This window comes from Pseudomonas danubii (assembly GCF_042980055.1).
GTDB lineage: Bacteria > Pseudomonadota > Gammaproteobacteria > Pseudomonadales > Pseudomonadaceae > Aquipseudomonas > Aquipseudomonas danubii.
In genome coordinates this window covers 908,994-924,659 of sequence record NZ_CP116502.1, presented here as the reverse complement: position 1 = coordinate 924,659, position 15,666 = coordinate 908,994, and the positions used below count along the sequence as shown (strand labels likewise).

Annotated in this window: 15 protein-coding genes; 7 read left to right on the top strand and 8 right to left on the bottom strand. The window is 62.2% G+C overall.

Translation table 11 applies throughout. From position 1 onward, the window contains the following. Nucleotides 1-24 precede the first annotated feature (24 nt). The 4 genes from PFZ56_RS04395 to PFZ56_RS04380 are packed head-to-tail and all read right to left on the bottom strand — an operon-like array spanning nucleotide 25 to nucleotide 2,868. Nucleotides 25-759, bottom strand: a complete 735-nt coding sequence (locus PFZ56_RS04395) for an amino acid ABC transporter ATP-binding protein (RefSeq protein ID WP_102862201.1) — start codon at nucleotides 757-759, stop codon at nucleotides 25-27. Beyond that, the gene (locus tag PFZ56_RS04390; protein WP_102881244.1) at nucleotides 746-1,396 is read right to left on the bottom strand and encodes an amino acid ABC transporter permease; all 651 of its coding nucleotides are present in this window, start codon (nucleotides 1,394-1,396) and stop codon (nucleotides 746-748) included. Before PFZ56_RS04390 ends, PFZ56_RS04395 begins: the two co-directional genes overlap by 14 nt. After that, nucleotides 1,393-2,061 carry an amino acid ABC transporter permease gene (locus tag PFZ56_RS04385; RefSeq protein ID WP_102881243.1) on the bottom strand — a complete coding sequence of 223 codons (669 nt, stop codon included), beginning with the start codon at nucleotides 2,059-2,061 and terminating at the stop codon, nucleotides 1,393-1,395. The genes PFZ56_RS04390 and PFZ56_RS04385 overlap by 4 nt, the downstream gene beginning before the upstream one ends. A 21-nt stretch (nucleotides 2,062-2,082) precedes the next feature. Next, the gene (locus PFZ56_RS04380) at nucleotides 2,083-2,868 is read right to left on the bottom strand and encodes a transporter substrate-binding domain-containing protein (RefSeq protein ID WP_170002964.1); all 786 of its coding nucleotides are present in this window, start codon (nucleotides 2,866-2,868) and stop codon (nucleotides 2,083-2,085) included. 255 nt (nucleotides 2,869-3,123) lie between these two features. On the opposite strand from PFZ56_RS04380, the gene PFZ56_RS04375 reads away from it, so the two are divergent. From PFZ56_RS04375 to PFZ56_RS04350, 6 genes are all read left to right on the top strand, one after another. After that, nucleotides 3,124-3,828 carry a FadR/GntR family transcriptional regulator gene (locus tag PFZ56_RS04375; RefSeq protein ID WP_110652930.1) on the top strand — a complete coding sequence of 235 codons (705 nt, stop codon included), beginning with the start codon at nucleotides 3,124-3,126 and terminating at the stop codon, nucleotides 3,826-3,828. A 120-nt stretch (nucleotides 3,829-3,948) separates the two neighbouring features. After that, nucleotides 3,949-4,278 carry a thioredoxin TrxA gene (gene trxA, locus PFZ56_RS04370; protein WP_102881241.1) on the top strand — a complete coding sequence of 110 codons (330 nt, stop codon included), beginning with the start codon at nucleotides 3,949-3,951 and terminating at the stop codon, nucleotides 4,276-4,278. A 247-nt stretch (nucleotides 4,279-4,525) separates the two neighbouring features. Then, nucleotides 4,526-5,785 (top strand): transcription termination factor Rho, encoded by a 1,260-nt coding sequence (rho, locus tag PFZ56_RS04365; protein WP_017125454.1) that lies wholly within the window; start codon nucleotides 4,526-4,528, stop codon nucleotides 5,783-5,785. A 125-nt stretch (nucleotides 5,786-5,910) separates the two neighbouring features. Beyond that, complete coding sequence (ubiD, locus tag PFZ56_RS04360; protein WP_011064155.1) at nucleotides 5,911-7,377, top strand: 4-hydroxy-3-polyprenylbenzoate decarboxylase; 1,467 nt, start codon at nucleotides 5,911-5,913, stop codon at nucleotides 7,375-7,377. Continuing rightward, the gene (locus PFZ56_RS04355; RefSeq protein ID WP_102862196.1) at nucleotides 7,377-8,345 is read left to right on the top strand and encodes a CDP-6-deoxy-delta-3,4-glucoseen reductase; all 969 of its coding nucleotides are present in this window, start codon (nucleotides 7,377-7,379) and stop codon (nucleotides 8,343-8,345) included. Before ubiD ends, PFZ56_RS04355 begins: the two co-directional genes overlap by 1 nt. Nucleotides 8,346-8,557: 212 nt before the next feature. Then, a complete protein-coding gene (locus PFZ56_RS04350) occupies nucleotides 8,558-9,208 on the top strand; it encodes a gamma-glutamylcyclotransferase (RefSeq protein ID WP_102881240.1) in 651 nt (216 codons plus the stop codon). A 12-nt stretch (nucleotides 9,209-9,220) separates the two neighbouring features. On the opposite strand, the gene PFZ56_RS04345 is transcribed toward PFZ56_RS04350, so the two are convergent. Beyond that, entirely contained in the window at nucleotides 9,221-10,198 is a 978-nt protein-coding gene (locus PFZ56_RS04345) for an NADPH:quinone oxidoreductase family protein (RefSeq protein WP_170002966.1), read from the bottom strand. A 158-nt stretch (nucleotides 10,199-10,356) separates the two neighbouring features. Here PFZ56_RS04345 and PFZ56_RS04340 point away from each other — a divergent pair, with 158 nt between their 5' ends. After that, the gene (locus PFZ56_RS04340; protein ID WP_102862193.1) at nucleotides 10,357-10,764 is read left to right on the top strand and encodes a flagellar basal body-associated protein FliL; all 408 of its coding nucleotides are present in this window, start codon (nucleotides 10,357-10,359) and stop codon (nucleotides 10,762-10,764) included. Nucleotides 10,765-10,865: 101 nt separating this feature from the next. Here PFZ56_RS04340 and PFZ56_RS04335 read toward each other — a convergent pair whose 3' ends face one another. The 3 genes from PFZ56_RS04335 to PFZ56_RS04325 are packed head-to-tail and all read right to left on the bottom strand — an operon-like array spanning nucleotide 10,866 to nucleotide 15,663. Beyond that, on the bottom strand, nucleotides 10,866-11,984 hold the full coding sequence (locus PFZ56_RS04335) for an ABC transporter permease (protein ID WP_115581180.1): 1,119 nt from the start codon (nucleotides 11,982-11,984) through the stop codon (nucleotides 10,866-10,868). Then, nucleotides 11,984-14,701 (bottom strand): ribosome-associated ATPase/putative transporter RbbA, encoded by a 2,718-nt coding sequence (gene rbbA, locus PFZ56_RS04330; RefSeq protein ID WP_296415732.1) that lies wholly within the window; start codon nucleotides 14,699-14,701, stop codon nucleotides 11,984-11,986. Before rbbA ends, PFZ56_RS04335 begins: the two co-directional genes overlap by 1 nt. Next, complete coding sequence (locus PFZ56_RS04325; protein ID WP_102862190.1) at nucleotides 14,698-15,663, bottom strand: HlyD family secretion protein; 966 nt, start codon at nucleotides 15,661-15,663, stop codon at nucleotides 14,698-14,700. The genes rbbA and PFZ56_RS04325 overlap by 4 nt, the downstream gene beginning before the upstream one ends. Nucleotides 15,664-15,666 lie beyond the last annotated feature (3 nt).

Below are 15,666 nucleotides of genomic sequence, written 5' to 3'. Positions count from 1 at the left end.
GCCGGCTCCTACGACACTGGAGCCTCAAGCCTGCTCGGTGCTGCCAATGAAGTTCGCCAGCTCGGCGGTCTGCGGATGAGCGAACAGCTGCTTGGGATCTCCCACTTCATGCACCTTGCCCTGGTGCATGAACACCAGCTTGTCGCCCACTTCCCGGGCAAAGCGCATCTCATGGGTGACCATGATCAGGGTCATGCCGTCCCGGGCCAGCTGGCGCACCACGCTGAGCACTTCATTGACCAGTTCCGGGTCCAGGGCCGAGGTGATCTCATCGCACAACAGCACCTTGGGCGACATCGCCAGGGCTCTGGCAATGGCGACCCGTTGCTGCTGGCCGCCGGACAGTCGATCCGGAAACGCATCGAACTTCTCCGCCAGGCCAACCCGGGCCAGCATCTGCCGCGCCAGTTCGGCAGCCCGGGCCTTGGGCACCTTCTGCACCACTTGCGGGGCCAGCATCACGTTCTCGCCCACGGTCAGGTGAGGGAACAGGTTGAACTGCTGGAACACCATGCCGACCTTCTGTCGCAGGCTGCGCAGATCGGCGCGGGCGGCGTCCAGGTACTCGCCGTCGACCTCGATCACCCCGTCGTTGATCGACTCCAGGCCGTTGAGGGTGCGCAGCAGGGTGCTCTTGCCCGAGCCACTGCGACCGATGATTGCCACTACCTGGCCCTCCTCGATGCTCAGGTCGATGCCTTTGAGCACATGGTGCTCGCCGTAATATTTATGCAGGGCGGAGATTCTAAGCAGAGGCATGCAGTTTCCTTTCCAGGTAGCGCGCGCTGAGGGACAGGGGGTAGCAGAGCAGGAAGTAACCGAGGGCCACCAGGCCGTAGACCATGAAGGGTTCGAAGGTGGCATTGGCCAACATGCCGCCGGTCTTGGTCAGCTCGGTGAAACCGATGATCGAGGTCACCGCGGTGCCTTTGACCACTTGCACCGAAAAACCCACGGTGGGCGCCACGGCGATACGCAGCGCTTGCGGCAGGATCACGTAGCGCAGCTGTTCATAGGGATTGAGCGCCAGGCTCGACGAGGCTTCCCACTGCCCGTGGGGGATCGACTCGACGCAACCGCGCCAGATCTCCGCCAGGTAGGCGCTGGTGAACAGGGTCAGGGCGATAGCGGCCGCCAGCCAGGGCGAGATATCCACACCCAGCAAGGCAATACCGAAGAACACCAGGAACAACTGCATCAACAGCGGTGTGCCCTGGAACAGTTCTATATAGGTGCGGGCGAAGGCGCGGGCAAAGGTCTTGTCGGAGATCCTCAGGGTCATGACCAGCAGGCCGATCAGGCCGCCACCGACAAAGGCCACCAGGGACAGCAACAGGGTCCACTGCAGGCCGCTGAGCAGGTTGCGCAGGATGTCCCAGAAGGTGAAGTCGCTCATCGGCCGTTCCTCAGGATGTAGCGTTGGCCGAACCAGTTCAGTAATTGGCGGATCAGCAGGGCCATACACAGGTAGATCAGGGTGGTCAGGGCGTAGGTTTCAAAAGCGCGGAAGTTGCGCGACTGGATGAAGTTGGCGGCGAAGCTCAGCTCCTCGGTGGCGATCTGCGAGCACACCGCCGAGCCCAGCATGACGATGATGATCTGGCTGCACAGGGCCGGCCAGACCTTGCCCAGGGCCGGCAGCAGCACCACGTGCCGAAAGGCTTCGAAGCGGCTCATGGCCAGGGCTGCGGCGGCTTCCAGCTGGCCCTTGGGAATGGCCTGGATACCGGCGCGGATGATTTCCGTGGAGTAGGCGCCGAGGTTGATCACCATCGCCAGCACCGCCGCCTGCCACTCGGAGATCTGCAGGCCCAGGGATGGCAGGCCGAAGAAGATGAAAAACAACTGCACCAGGAACGGCGTGTTGCGGATCAGCTCGACGTAGACGCCGAAGATCGCCGCCAGGGGCTGGATCTTCCAGGCCCGTACCAGGGCTCCGGCTATCCCCAGGCTGACCCCCAGCAGGGTGCCTATGGCGGTCAACTCCAGGGTGAACAGGGCGCCGCGTAGCAGCAGGCCGGTATTGTCCAGCACCGGCAGGAAGTCGAACTGATAAGCCATGCTCAAGCTCCGGGGCGCCGATCAGAGGTCAGCCGACAGCGGCTCTTTGAGCCACAACTGGGAATTCTTCTCCAGGGCGCCGTCAGCCTTGGCGGCACTGAGGATCTGGTTGACCTTGTCCAGCAACTCCGGCTGGTTTTTGTTGACGCCGACGTAGACTGGGGAGTCCTTGAGCTTGATCTTCATCGCCGGGATGCGTTTCGGGTTGCGCTGGCTGATGGCGACCATCACCACGTTACCGCTGGCGATCAGGTCGACCTGGCCGGCGAGGTAGGCGGCGATGGTGGAGTTGTTGTCCTCGAAACGCTTGATGGTCGCGCCTTGTGGGGCCACGGCGCTCAGCTCGATGTCCTCGATGGCGCCTCGGGTGACGCTGATGGTCTTGCCCTTGAGGTCGTCAAGGCCGGCGATGGCCGCCTCGGGCGGGCCGAAGACTGCGAGGTAGAAGGGTGCGTATGCCTTGGAGAAGTCGATGACCTTTTCCCGTTCCGGGTTCTTGCCGAGGCTGGAGATCACCAGATCCACCTTGCCGGTGGTGAGGAACGGAATGCGGTTGGTGCTGTTGACTGGGGTCAGCTCCAGCTTGACCTTGAGCTGCTCGGCCAGCAGGCGCGCGGTGTCGATGTCCAGGCCACGGGGCTGCATGTCCGGGCCTACCGAGCCGAAGGGCGGGAAGTCCTGAGGCACGGCGACCTTGAGGGTGCCGCGGGCCACCACGTCGTCCAGGGCATTGGCCTGGGCTGGGGCCTGGGCCAGCAGCAGGCTGGCAAACAGGGCAGAGAGCAGGGCGCTACAGCGTTTGGTCATGGCGAATCTCCGCAAATCGTGGGAAGTGGTTTCTGTGTGGCGACAGAGCACAGGCCATGCCAACACGCGGAAAAGGCCCTGGAAATAGGGGTTTTACTGGCTTTGGTCGGTCTTACTGGTCTGAACAGTTGTGTGTTTTTTCGCACTCGGATCGGGCATGGGGTCGTACCCTCGAACCCCCTTGGGGCACGACTTGCCGGGCTCGGCGAATAGCTTTACAAGGGAGCTTTTCCTGCACCGGCCAGCCTCAAGCCCATGAATTCGATTACCCGTGCCGTACCCGAAGTGGCGCTGCAAGCCATTCGCCAGTTGATCAGCGAGCAGGGCTTCGGCCCCGGTGATGCGCTGCCTTCGCAGCGGGATCTGGCGCTGCAGTTGGGGGTCAGTCGGGCGTCGCTGCGTGAGGCGCTGTCATCCTTGAGCGCGCTGGGGGTGATCAGTGTGCAGCCGGGCAAGGGGGTGTTCGTCCAGGCTCCCGAGGCAGCGGCAGCCGGTGCCGGCTTGAGTTGGCCGTTCGCCGCTCAGGCTTCGCCTGTGGATATCTTTCAGTTGCGCTATGCCCTGGAGGGGTTTGCCGCGGGGTTGGCGGCGGTGACCCTGACCGCCGATGAGCTGGATGCCCTGGAAGACAATGTCGAGGCCATGCGTCGCCAATTGCGGGTCGGGGATTTCGAGGCAGCGGCGCGGCTGGATTTCGAGTTCCACCAGAAGATCCTCCTGGCCAGTGGCAACCAGGCGATGTTGAGCATCCTCAGCACCAGCGCCGAGATCTTCCTGGAAAGTCAGAAACTACCGTTCATCCGACCCGAGCGGGCCATGGAGACTTGGCAGGAGCACCGCAAGATCCTCCGCGCCCTGGCCCGGCACGCTTCGGGGGCGGCACAAAAGGCCATGCAGGAGCATGTGCGCAATGCCGCTCTGCGCACTGGAATCGCCTTTGTCACCCCCACATCTTCGTGAGCTGAGCTATACCCAAACTCATGGGGCACCATAGTTAGAGTTAATCATCTCCGGCTTCCTGAACGCGGGAAGGGCGGATATGATGGGCCACGTTTTTTTGCTTACAACCTGGAGAATTCCATGAGCAGCGATCTTATCAAACACGTCAGCGATGCCAGCTTCGAGGCCGACGTACTCAGAGCCGAAGGCGCTGTACTGGTCGACTACTGGGCTGAGTGGTGCGGCCCATGCAAAATGATCGCTCCGGTTCTGGACGAAATTGCTGAAACCTACAAGGGCAAACTGACCGTTGCCAAGCTGAACATCGACGAAAACTCGGAAACCCCGGCCAAGCATGGCGTGCGTGGTATCCCGACCCTGATGCTGTTCAAGAACGGCAACGTCGAAGCCACCAAGGTCGGCGCACTGTCCAAGTCGCAGTTGGCAGCGTTCCTCGACGCTAACATCTAAGCGTCGATTTTCAGTGCCCTGGAAAAGCCCCGCAAAACGCGGGGCTTTTTCGTAATTGAGGGCTAGACGCTCCGAAACTCAGGTGTTACATTCGGCCCCGCATTGGTTTCTCCAGTGCCCCCTGCAAGCCGTCGCCGACGCTCTCCTTTTCGAATAAGTACGCGATCCTGTCGCCTTCTCTGCGGCGCGGCCTCATTAAGCCAAAAGCTTAATTTCCCCCCTCTATAAATGATTACGTCATTCCTATATGAATCTGACTGAACTCAAGCAAAAGCCGATTACCGAACTGCTCGAATTGGCCGAACAGATGGGCATAGAAAATATGGCCCGTTCGCGCAAGCAGGACGTGATTTTCTCCCTGCTGAAAAAGCACGCGAAAAGCGGTGAGGAAATCTCCGGTGATGGCGTGCTGGAGATCCTCCAGGACGGCTTCGGCTTCCTCCGCTCCTCCGACGCCTCCTACCTGGCCGGCCCGGACGATATCTACGTCTCGCCAAGCCAGATCCGTCGCTTCAACTTGCGCACCGGTGACACCATCGTTGGCAAGATCCGCCCTCCGAAGGAAGGCGAGCGGTACTTCGCGCTGCTCAAGGTCGATACCATCAACTACGACCGTCCCGAGAACGCCAAGAACAAGATTCTGTTCGAGAACCTGACGCCGCTGTTCCCGACCGTGCGCATGAAGATGGAAGCCGGTAACGGTTCCACCGAAGACTTGACCGGTCGTGTCATCGACCTGTGCGCTCCGATCGGTAAAGGCCAGCGTGGTCTGATCGTTGCTCCGCCAAAGGCGGGCAAGACCATCATGCTGCAGAACATTGCTGCGAACATCACCCGCAACAACCCTGAAGTTCATCTGATCGTGTTGCTGATCGACGAGCGTCCGGAAGAAGTGACCGAGATGCAGCGCACTGTGCGCGGCGAAGTGGTTGCCTCCACCTTCGACGAGCCGCCAACCCGTCACGTGCAAGTGGCCGAGATGGTGATCGAGAAGGCCAAGCGCCTGGTCGAACACAAGAAGGATGTTGTGATCCTGCTGGACTCCATCACCCGTCTGGCCCGTGCCTACAACACCGTGATCCCGAGCTCCGGCAAGGTCCTGACCGGTGGTGTGGATGCCCACGCCCTGGAGAAACCGAAGCGTTTCTTCGGCGCCGCGCGGAACATCGAAGAAGGCGGCTCGTTGACCATCATCGCCACCGCGCTGGTTGAAACCGGCTCGAAGATGGACGAAGTGATCTACGAAGAGTTCAAGGGTACCGGCAACATGGAACTGCCCCTGGATCGCAAGATCGCTGAAAAGCGCGTCTTCCCGGCGATCAACATCAACCGCTCCGGCACCCGCCGTGAAGAGTTGCTGACGGCCGACGACGAGCTGCAGCGCATGTGGATCCTGCGCAAGCTTCTGCATCCTATGGATGAAGTCGCTGCCATCGAGTTCCTGGTCGACAAGCTGAAACAGACCAAGACCAACGATGAGTTCTTCCTGTCGATGAAGCGCAAGTAAATCGATCAGGCCAGCAAGAGCCGGGGAAACCCGGCTTTTTGCTATCTGACATTCTCTATTCTGAACCTGTGGGTTCGGCGCTAAACTGCCTGCCCCGAATGCCACGGCGAAAACGAGGCTCACGCATGCAGTATCGCGACTTGCGCGACTTTATCAGCGGCCTGGAACAGCGCTCCGAACTCAAGCGCATCCAGGTTCCGGTGTCCCCAGTGCTGGAAATGACCGAGGTCTGCGATCGCACCTTGCGTGCCAAAGGCCCGGCCCTGTTGTTTGAAAACCCCACCGGTTATGACATCCCCGTGCTCGGCAACCTGTTCGGCACGCCCGAGCGCGTGGCCCTGGGCATGGGCGCCGAAGCCGTTAGCGAGCTGCGCGAGATCGGCAAGCTGCTGGCCTTCCTCAAGGAGCCGGAGCCGCCCAAGGGCTTGAAGGATGCCTGGTCCAAGCTGCCGATCTTCCGCAAGATCATTTCCATGGCGCCCAAGGTGGTCAAGGATGCGGTCTGCCAGGAAGTGGTGATCGAAGGCGACGACGTCGACCTCGGCATGCTGCCGGTGCAGACCTGCTGGCCAGGCGACGTCGGTCCGCTCATCACTTGGGGCCTGACGGTGACCAAGGGGCCGAACAAGGACCGGCAGAACCTGGGCATCTATCGTCAGCAGGTAATCGGCCGCAACAAGGTGATCATGCGCTGGTTGAGCCATCGTGGCGGCGCCCTGGATTACCGCGAGTGGTGCGAGAAGCACCCGGGCCAGCCGTTCCCGGTGTCCGTGGCCCTGGGCGCGGACCCGGCAACTATCTTGGGCGCCGTGACCCCGGTGCCGGACAGCCTCTCCGAATATGCCTTCGCCGGCCTGCTGCGGGGCAACCGCACCGAACTGGTGAAGTGCCGTGGCAACGACCTGCAAGTCCCGGCCACCGCCGAAATCATCCTTGAAGGGGTGATCCATCCCGGCGAGATGGCCGACGAAGGCCCGTACGGCGACCACACTGGCTACTACAACGAAGTCGACAGCTTCCCGGTGTTCACCGTGGAGCGCATCACCCATCGCATCAAGCCGATCTATCACAGCACCTACACCGGCCGGCCGCCGGATGAGCCAGCGATTCTCGGCGTGGCGCTGAACGAAGTCTTCGTGCCGATCCTGCAGAAGCAGTTCCCGGAAATCACCGACTTCTACCTGCCGCCAGAAGGCTGCTCGTACCGCATGGCGGTGGTGACCATGAAGAAGCAGTACCCGGGCCACGCCAAGCGGGTAATGCTGGGTGTCTGGTCGTTTTTGCGACAGTTCATGTACACCAAGTTCGTTATCGTCACCGACGACGATATCAATGCCCGGGACTGGAACGACGTGATCTGGGCCATCACCACGCGCATGGACCCCAAGCGCGACACGGTGATGATCGACAACACCCCGATCGACTACCTCGACTTCGCCTCGCCGGTGTCCGGCCTGGGCTCGAAGATGGGGCTCGATGCCACCCACAAGTGGCCCGGAGAAACCACCCGAGAGTGGGGCCGGGTCATCGTCAAGGATGAGGCGGTCACCCGCCGGATCGATGCCATCTGGAATCAGTTAGGAATAGATTGATGCGTGTAACCTTGCAGCCCTCCGGAGCGGTGCTTGAGACGCTGCCCGGCGAGCGGATTCTCGATGCGGCGCGGCGCTTGGGCTATGAATGCCCGCAGAGCTGCCGCAATGGCAACTGTCACGTGTGCGCGGCCCTGCTGGTGGAGGGCAGTGTGCAGCAAGCCGGCGATGTGCGTGATCATGGTGAGTTCTACACTTGCATTGCAGAGCCGCTGGAAGACTGCATTGTGCTGTGGGATGGCGTCCTTGCGCTGGGAGAGTTGCCGGTGCGCAGCTTGTCGTGTCAGCTCACTGAGTGCCTTGAGGTCGGCGGCGATGTCTGGCGGGTCAGGCTGCGGGCGCCGGCCGGCAAGCCACCCCGCTATCATGCGGGCCAGTACCTGATGCTGGAGCGGGATAACGGCGAGAAGTCGGCCTTCTCCCTGGCTTCAGCGCCCCATTGCGGACGTGATCTGGAGCTGCATGTGCTGGTGCGCGAAAACAGTGCGCAGAGCTTGATGGAGCAGTTGCAGCGCAACCGCATGGCTCGGGTCGAATTGCCTTTTGGCGACACTCACCTGGCCGAGTTGCCGCAGGGCCCGCTGGTGCTGATCGCTGCCGGTACCGGTATGGCGCAGATGCACAGCCTGATCGAGCACTGCCGGGCCAAAGGCTTCAAGTATCCGGTGCACCTGTATTGGGGCGTACGCCGGCCGGAAGATTTCTATCAGTTGGAACACTGGGATGAGTGGCAGCAACTGCCCAATCTCTATCTGCACAAGGTGGTCAGCGACCTGTGCGGTTGGGAGGGGCGCTGCGGCATGCTGCATGAGGCGGTTTGCGAGGACATCACCGACCTGTCGTCGGTGCATGTCTACGCCAGTGGCTCGCCAGCCATGATCTACGCCACCCTGGACGCTCTGGTGAATGCCGGGATGGATGCCCATCAGATGCGTGCGGACGTATTCGCCTACGCCCCGCGGCCCTGACTGCATCGGGTCCGTGCCCTTCGTTATAACTCTGTATATAGCCCATCGGTATTTATCTAATTAAATAAATGCCGGTAGGTTATATATAAGCCTTCAACTTGAGTGCTGCTCTAGTGGCACTTAACTTGCCTTGAAACTTATGTGTCTTGTAGTTACTGCCAAGCGTTCTATTAAGTAACTTCTTTTACGCGGGGAGCCGAACGCTATTCGCCATGACAGCCCTTGAATCCAGTTATCTGAATCTGGCTTACCCTCCGCGGCTCGATCTGGGGCCGCAGCTGACCCACGAACAACTTCTCAGCTCCATGCAGTCCACCATGGCCCGGCACAAGGGCGGCCCGGTCTGGCTGTTCGCCTACGGTTCATTGATCTGGCGCCCGGAGTGTTCGGCGGTCGAGCGCATGCGTGGCCGGGTGCATGGTTATCATCGCGGTCTGTACCTGTGGTCCCACGAGCATCGCGGCACGCCTGAACTGCCGGGGCTGGTGTTTGGCCTGGATCGTGGCGGTTCCTGCAGCGGCTTCGCCTACCGGCTGCCGGAGGAGCATCTGGATGCCTCGTTGTATGCCCTGTGGCAGCGTGAAATGCCTTATCCCTCTTACCGTCCGCACTGGCTCAACTGCCGTCTCGAGGATGGCAGTCAGGTTCAGGCCTTGGGTTTTGTGCTGGAGCGGCACCTGCCCAGCTATGCCGGCAATCTGCCGGATCATGTACTGAGCCAGGTGTTCGAAAGCGCTTGCGGGCGTTATGGCACCACCCGCGATTATGTTGAACAGACCATTCAAGCCCTGCGCAGCCACGCGATGCCGGATCGCAACCTGGAGGCACGGCTCAAGCGCTGCAAGGGTGTTGTGGCCTATTGACGGAAGCTGGCCTCAGCGGACCTGCACCACGACTTTGCCCACCGCTTTGCGCTGACCCAGATCATCGATGGCCCGGGCGGCTGCCGTCAGAGGATAAACCTGGGACACCAGCGGCTTGAGCTTGCCCGCGGCGAACCATTCGAACAACTGCTGGAAATTGGCCGCGTTGTCCTGAGGCTGGCGCTGAGCGAAGGAACCCCAGAACACCCCCACCACCGCCGCGCCCTTGAGCAGCGCCAGGTTCACCGGCAATTCGGGAATGCGTCCGCTGGCAAAGCCCACCACCAGTAAGCGGCCATTCCAGGCAATGGAGCGGATGGCCTGGTCGAACAGATCACCGCCCACCGGATCGTAGATCACGTCGGCACCGTTGCCATCGGTCAGGCGCTTGATCTCGTCCTTCAGGTTGCTTTCGCTGTAGTTGATCAGCTCATCGGCACCGGCGGCCTTGGCCACGGCGAGCTTTTCTGCGCTGCTGGCGGCGGCGATCACCCGGGCGCCCATGGCCTTGCCGATCTCCACCGCCGCCAGCCCGACCCCGCCCGAGGCACCGAGCACCAGCAGGGTCTCACCGGGCTGCAGGTTGCCCCGTTGCCTGAGGGCGTGCATCGAGGTGCCGTAGGTCATGCTGAAGGCGGCAGCGGTGTTGAAGTCCATGGCGGCGGGAATCGGCAATACGTTGTAGCCCGGCACCGCCACCTGTTCGGCAAAACTGCCCCAGCCGGTCAGGGCCATGACCCGGTCGCCGGCTTTGAGATGGCTGACTTTCTCGCCCACTGCGCTGACCACGCCGGCCGCTTCGCCGCCTGGAGAGAAGGGGAAGGGTGGCTTGAACTGGTATTTGCCCTCGATGATCAGGGTGTCCGGAAAATTCACCCCTGCGGCATGCACGTCCAGCAGGACCTCGTTCTTCTTCGGCACGGGACTTGCGACCTCTTCCAGCACCAGCGTTTCGGCGGGGCCGAAGGCTTTGCACAGCACGGCTTTCATCAGGGCTATTCCTTTGGGAGTGGTGGCCGATAAGTGTAGGAGTGTGAATCAGGCGGTCAACGAGCATGCCCGGCCCTGATGGGCAGCCATAAGCTTGTGCTTGGGCTCAGGCGGGCGGGCCTTTATGCTAGGCCGCAAACCGGATTAAGGAGCGAATTGTGAAAGCGTGGATCATGTTGCTGCTGGCCCTCTCCCTGCCGATGGCAGCCGGGGCTGAAGAGGCTAAAGAAGGCGAAGCACCGAAAGTCAGTTACATCAGTCTGAGCCCGCCCTTTGTCGGTAACTACGGCCTGGATGGCGGCCCCAAGCTCAAGGTCTACAAGGCTGACGTGGCCCTGCGGGTGACCGGCGACGCTTCGGCCCAGGCGGTCAAGGCCAATGAGCCGCTGATCCGCAATCAGTTGGTGGCGCTGTTTGCCCAGCAGACCGTCGACACCATGAACAACGTCGAGGCCAAGGAAAAGCTGCGCCAGGAAGCCCTCAAGCAGGTGCAGCAAGTCATGAATGACGAAACCGGCAAGCCGGTGGTGGAAGACCTGTTGTTCAACAACCTGATCATCCAGTAACGCTCAGCTGTTGGAGCTGGCTGGCCAGCGAAGGCTTCCGAGAGGGCGACGTGGGGCTTGAGGGCCCTTTCGCCGGCCAGTCGGCTCCTACAGCGTGTGGTTCATGAGGCGAGGCTTTTGCGAAAGCGCGCCAGGGCAATGGCGAAGAACAGCAGACCGATCGTCGCCAGGGCCAGCAGGTCGGGCCAGACCACACTGACGCCCGCATCACGAAACAGGATCGCTGCGCTGAGGCTGACGAAGTGCGTTGATGGCGAGCCCTGCATCACCCATTGCAGCCATTGCGGCATGCTGTCCAGCGGTGTGCTGCCACCGGACAGTAGCAGCATCGGAATGATCACCGGGATCGCCAGCAGGCCAAACTGCGGGGTGGAGCGGGCCAGGGTGGCAAGGAAGATCCCCAGTGCGGTGCTGGCGAACAGATACAACGCGGTGACCATCAGGAACAGCCCCATCGAGCCCGCCAGCGGCACGCCCAGCACGCCTTTGACTATCACCTCCAGCGATATCCAGGTGCACAGCACCACCACCAGCATATTGCTCCAGATTTTCGCCAGCATGATCTCCAGGGCCGTCAGCGGCAGTACCAGCAAGTGGTCGAGGGTACCGTGCTCGCGCTCGCGCAGCAGCGCGGTTCCGGTGAGCACGATGGCCAGGATGGTGATGTTGTTGACGATCTGGATCACCGCCAGAAACCAGCCTCCCTCCAGGTTGGTATTGAACAGCGCGCGGGTGGTCAGCAGGGCCGGGGCCTTGCTCGCGGCATCCGCTTGGTTGGCATAGTTGAGCAACTCGCGCTGGAAGATTCGGCCAATGTAGCCGGCGCCCATGAACGCCTGGCTCATGGCGGTGGCGTCGACGTTGACCTGCACCGCCGGCTGACGGCCGGCCAGCAGGTCGCTCTGGAAGTTGGCAGGGATGTTGATCACGAAGGTGTACTGGCCGCTGTCCATCACCTTGTCCAGTTGGTCGTAGGGCAGGGCGACCGGGTTCTGGAACTCCGGCGGTTGCAGGGCCTCTGCCAATTGTCGTGACAGTGCGCTGTGGTCTTCATCCACCAGGGCCACGCTGGCGTTGTGTACGCCAATGACCGAGCCGGCTGCCGGCAGGTAGATGGCCACGGTGAAGGCGTAGAACAGGAACAACAGCAAGACACTGTCGTGACGCAGGCTGGTGAGCTCCTTCAGACCCAGGCGCAGGATATGGGCGAGCCTGTTCATCAGACCTCCTGCTTTTTCAACATGACCAGGCTAAGCCCGGTGAAACCGAGGAAGAACCCGATCAGTGCCAGGCACTGAGGCCACAGCTCCCGCAGGTCCAGGGCCTTGGTGAAGGTGCCGACGGCGATGTCGAGGAAGTGACCGGCGGGGAACAATTGCCCCATGATCGCCGCCGAGCCTTCCAGGGACGAGCGCGGCACGATCAACCCGGAGAACTGGATGGTCGGCAGGCTGGTGATGATCATGGTGCCGAGGATCGCCGCGATCTGGGTGCGGGTGAAGGCCGAGATCAGCAGGCCCATGCTGGTGGTGGCCAGCACGTAGAGGACGCCGCCCAGGGCCAGGGTCAGTCCGCTGCCCTTGAAGGGCACGCCGAACAGCCAGCGGTTCATGGCCACCAGCAATCCCAGGTTGATCAGGCTCACGGCCAGGTAGGGCGCCTGCTTGCCCAGGAGGAACTCCAGGCGGGTCAGGGGCGTGGCATAGAAGTTGGTGATCGAGCCCAGTTCCTTCTCGCGAACGATGCCCAGGGCGGTGAGCATGGCCGGAATGAACGCCAGGATCAGCGCCATGACCCCGGGCCCGATGGCGTTGACGCTGACCACGTCCTGGTTGTAGCGAAAGCGTGTTTCCAGCTTGGCGGCGGATCTTGTGTTCAGTGCCGGGCTGCTGTGTTCGGCCAGGAGTTCGAGGTTGGCCTGGTGTACCGCCTCGACATAGTTGCGGCTGGTTTCCGCGCGAAACGGCATGCCGCCGTCCAGCCAGGCGGCCACCGTCGGTTGGCGCCCGGCATACAGGTCGCGGCCGAAGCCGGGCGGGATTTCCAGGGCCAGCTTGATCTCCGAGCGCTGCAGGCGCCGATGCAGTTCGGCGGAGCTGCGGATGGTGGGTTTTTCCTCGAAGTAGCGTGAGCTGCGAAAAGCCTCCAGATAGGCGCGGCTTTGCGGCGTCTGATCCTGGTCGTAGACGGCGAAGGCGAGCTTTTCCACATCCAGGGAAATGCCGTAGCCAAAGATCACCATCATGAAGATCGCCCCCAGCAGGGCAAAGCCCAAGCGCACCTTGTCCCGCAATAGCTCCTTGCCTTCCCGGGTGGCCACCGCCAGCAGCCGGGCCAGGCTCAGGCCCGAGCGCGGAGGCGCGATGGCGTGGCTGGAGGCAGCCGCCGGAGGAGGTGGCGCTGCATCCGCGGCTCCTTGGGCTTCTTCCAGGCAGCGGACGAAGGCGGCTTCCAGGGTGTCGCCGGAAAACTGCTGTTGCAGCGCCGCTGGTGTGTCACAGGCCAGTACCTTGCCGGCGTGCATCAACGAAATGCGGTCGCAGCGCTGGGCTTCGTTCATGAAATGAGTGGACAGGAAGATGGTCACGCCCTGTTCCCGGGATAGTTCGATCAGCAGTCGCCAGAAGTCGTCACGGGCTGCCGGATCCACCCCTGACGTGGGTTCGTCGAGGATCAGCACTTCCGGGCGGTGCAGCACCGCCACGGCCAGGGACAGGCGCTGGCGCAGACCCAGGGGCAGGGCGCCGGATTGCTGCTCGGCGATTGCGCCCAGATCGAAGCGCTGGATCAGCTCCTCGATGCGTGGGCCGCTCTCGGCTTTCGGCAGGTCGAACAGGCGGGCATGCAGCTCCAGGTTCTGGCGCACGCTGAGTTCGCCGTACAGGGAAAAACTCTGGGACATGAAGCCGACCCGCTTGCGGGTGGCCAGGTCCTTGGCGTCCACCGGATTGCCCAGCAACTTGGCGCTGCCTTCAGTGGCGGGCATCAGCCCGGTGAGGACCTTCATGGTGGTGGTCTTGCCGCAGCCGTTGGAGCCTAGGAAGCCGAAGATCTCCCCGCGACCGATGGCGAAGCTGACTTTGTTGACGGCGGTGAAGTCGCCGAAGCGCAGGGTCAGCTCGTGGGCCTCGATGGCGATGTCCTGGTTATCGCCAGAACGTGGCGGGATCACCAGTGGCTGATTGTCATGGCCGCTGTCGCCCTGGTAGTGAGTGAAGGCATCGTCCAGCTTGCCGCTGCCCGTTACCTGCGCCAGCTCCCGGCTCAGGCCTTGGGCGATCAACTTGCCCTGGTCGAGCATCAGGCAATGCTCGAACTGTTCGGCTTCTTCCATGTAGGCGGTGGCCACCAACAGGGTCAGTTGTGGTCGTTGCTGGCGTACATCCTCCACCAGTTCCCAGAAGCGTCGGCGGGAAAGCGGGTCGACCCCGGTGGTGGGTTCGTCGAGGATCAACAGATCCGGTTCGTGGATCAGCGCGCAGCACAGGCCGAGTTTCTGCTTCATCCCACCGGACAGCTTGCCCGCCGGGCGTTCGGCAAAGCGCAGCAGGTCGGTGGCCAGCAACAGGCTGTGCATGCGCTGGTCGCATTCGTCACGTGGCAGGCCGAACAGGGTGGCGAAGAAGCGGATGTTCTCGCTGATGGACAGGTCGGGATACAGGTTGCCCCCCAGCCCCTGGGGCATGAAGGCGATGCGCGGGTATAGGCTTCTGCGGTGGCGGCGCTGGGAGATGGCTCCGCCGAGTACCTCGAGCTCGCCTTGCTGAAGCTTCTTGACCCCGGCAATCAGCCCGAGAAGGCTCGACTTGCCGGCACCGTCAGGACCGATCAGGCCGCAGCGTGTGCCTGCCGGCAGGCTGAAACTGATGTCGATCAGAGCCTGCTGGGCACCGTAGCGATGGCTGATGCCGGTGGCGTGCAGCGCCAGGGCATTCATTGCAGGTTAGCCGGCCAGTCCACGGTGGCTGTGCGCACATAACCGGCACCGGGCATCCCCGGTTTGGCCTGGGGCACGGCGGCGGGTTGAGTCAGGCGCACCTTGACCCGGAATACCAGTTTCTGGCGTTCGTCACGGGTTTCCACTTCTTTGGGGGTGAACTGCGACTTGGCCGCGACGAAGCTGATCTTTGCCGGCAGTGGCTGGTTGGGCAGGGCGTCGAGAACAATCCGCGATTCATCGCCCACCGTCAGGCGCCCGGTGACCGAGGCTGGCAAGTAGAGGTTCATGTATTGGTCATTGGGATCGATCAACAGCAGTACTCGGCCGCCGGCACCCAGGACTTCGCCAGGCTCGGCCAGACGCAGTTGGATGATGCCGTCGATGGGGGCTCGCAGGCTGCTGTCGTCGATCTCGCTGGTGAGCTGAGCAACCTGGGCCAGGGCGGCGCCGATAGCGGCCTTGACCGCCGCTACCTGGGCCTGGGCCGCCAGCACGGCGGCATTGCCGGTGTTCAGCCGTGCCTGTTGCTGATCGATGATCTGCTGGCTGGCGAAGCCGCGCCTGAACAGTTCCTGGGAGCGCTTGAGTTCCTGATTGGCCAGGAGCAATTCGCTCTGGCGCAGTTGCACGTTGGCTTCTGCGGCGGAGAGGTTTTCCCGGGCGCGCAGCACTTCGGCTTCGGCCTGGCTGCGCTGGGCTTCCAGGGTGCGGGTATCCATCCGGGCCAGAAGTTGGCCCTGGAGCACTTTGTCGCCTTCATTGACCCGCACTTCCGCCAGGCGTCCGGGAATCTTGCTGGCGATCTGCACCTCAGTGGCTTCGAGACGGCCATTGCCCATGCTCAGCCCTTCCGGCAGACGATCCTGGAGGGATTTCCAGTAACCGAAGCCACCAGCGGCGAGCAACAGAATCAAGAGGGAGACAGCGAAAAGGCGGGAAGAACGGTGGTTCGTCGACATGTG